Source organism: Micromonospora sp., assembly GCF_048594385.1.
GTDB lineage: Bacteria > Actinomycetota > Actinomycetes > Mycobacteriales > Micromonosporaceae > Micromonospora > Micromonospora wenchangensis.
Genome location: NZ_JBMDWU010000446.1, coordinates 1 through 2,031 on the forward strand (window position 1 = coordinate 1; position 2,031 = coordinate 2,031).

The following is a 2,031-nucleotide window of genomic DNA, read 5'->3' on the forward strand; positions in this document are numbered from 1 at the left end:
GCCGCCCCCCCGCGCCGCGCGCCCGCGGGGGGGTGGTGGGCGGGGGGGGGCCCCCCCCCCAAACTCTCCCCGGTCCCGCGGCCCGACGGCGGCGGGGTCAGCCGGCCAGGTGACCCCAGTCGTCCTCCAGGTTCCGCCACGGGCCCTGGGCGGCGACCGTGCCGTCGACCAGCACCACCACGTGGTCGGCGCGGACCAGCGCCGCCCGCTTCGAGGTGGAGCCGAGCACGGTCACCCCGTGCTCCCGCAACGCCGCCCACAGCGCCAGCTCGGTGGTGACGTCCAGCGCGGAGGACACGTCGTCGGCGACCAGCAGTTCGGTACGCGGGGCGAGTGCCCGGGCCAGCGCCAGCCGCTGCAACTGCCCACCGGACAACCGGGTGCCCTTGTGCCCGATGAGCAGCCCCAGCCCGCCGCCGCCCGCCAGGTCGTGCTCCAGTTGGGCGGTGGTGACCGCCCCGGCGGCGTCCACGTCGTGGCCGAGGGCGATGTTGTCGGCGACCGTGCCGGAGAGCACCCGGGGCAGCTGACCGACGTAGCCGACCTGCTGGGGGCGTAGGAACAGTTCCGGCTCGGTCACCGGCTCGCCGTTCCACCGCAGCTCGCCGACGTGGTGCACGATCCCGGCCAGCGCCCGCAGCAGCGACGACTTGCCGGACCCGACGGGCCCGACCACCAGGACCAGGTGGCCCCGGTCGACGGTCAGGTCGACGTCCCGCACGGCGAGGGTGCCGTCGGAGTGCCGCGCCCCGAAGCCGACCAGTTCCAGGCGGCGCAGCGGCCGGCGCGGCGGCGGCTGCGGCGCGGGGGCGGTGCCGGCGGCGATGTCCACCCCCGGCACCTCCGCCGAGTACGCCCCGATCCCGGCCATCGCCACCGTCCGCCGGGTCCACACCCGCGCCGACGGGTACTGCGAGACCAGGGACGCGGTGGTCCAGGCGAACCAGCGGGCCGCCCCGAGGGTGGAGACGGCGACCAGGGTGGCACCGGCGGAGAGCCCCCCGCCGAGGTAGAGCGCCCACGCGGCGATCGGCAGCAGCCCGCTGGCCACCGAGGGGGTGGAGCGGGCCCACACCTGCGCGGCGATCTCCCGCCGCTGCCGGTCGCTGCGCACCAGGTCCAGCGCGGAGAGGTGGTCGAGCACCGGCCGGGTCGCCCCGGCGAGCTTGACCGTCCGGGCCGCCGACAGCGACGAGACCAGCGCGGTGGCGAAGGCGGCGCGGGCGGCCACCGTGTCCCGCGCGGAACGCTCCAACCGGGGGCCGAACAGGGTCGCGGCGAGCCCGGACACGGCCATCGTGCCCACGAAGAACAGCGCCGGCACGAGACTGCCCGTGATCAGCGTCATGGTCACCATCGTCACCAGGGCGATGAACTGGTCCATCAGGTTGTCGGCGAGCTGCACGACCCGTTCGGTGTCCCCGCTCTGCGCCACCACCTCGGCCGGGGTGTGCCGGCTGGTACGGCGCGGGCCGGTCTGGCCGTGCACCAGCCGCAGGCTCATCCGCAGCATCTGCCGTACCCACCACTGGGGGAACCGCAGGTTCGTCAGGAAGGGCAGCGGCAGCACCACCACCAGCGCGGCGGCGATACCGAGCGCCGGCAGCCACGGGTCACCGCCGTCGACGACGTCCGCCCACAGCCAGGGCAGCACCGCGCCGTCGAGGCCGAGCACGGTGATCACCATGAACAGCCCGACCGACAGCAGGCCGAGGCGCGGGTCGTTCAGGCCCAGCCGCAGGATCTCCCGCATGGTCCGCGCGGGCGGTAGCGGTGGCAGCGGCGGCGGGTCCCCCTTCGGTACGGCCACCGCCGTCCGCCCGGCCGTCCCGGTCCCCCGCACGGCGCCGGCCCGACCCGGCCCGTCACCGCCCGGCTTGTCGATGCCCGACCCGGTACCGGGCGGCCCGGCCGGGGACGTCGCGTCGGCGTCCGGCCAGCCGGTGACCGGCGCGTCGGCGTCCGGCCAGGCGGTACCCCTGGTGCCGGCGTCCGGCCAGCCGGTGACCGGCGCGTCGGCATCCGGCCAGG

The 2,031-nt window shown here is 76.7% G+C and carries 1 protein-coding gene; it reads right to left on the reverse strand.

Features of this window, described 5'->3' with window-relative positions:
* Positions 1-97: 97 nt before the first annotated feature.
* Positions 98-2,031: ATP-binding cassette domain-containing protein (locus ACOJTC_RS24575; protein WP_420118661.1), on the reverse strand; the 1,934-nt coding region annotated here is incomplete at its 5' end.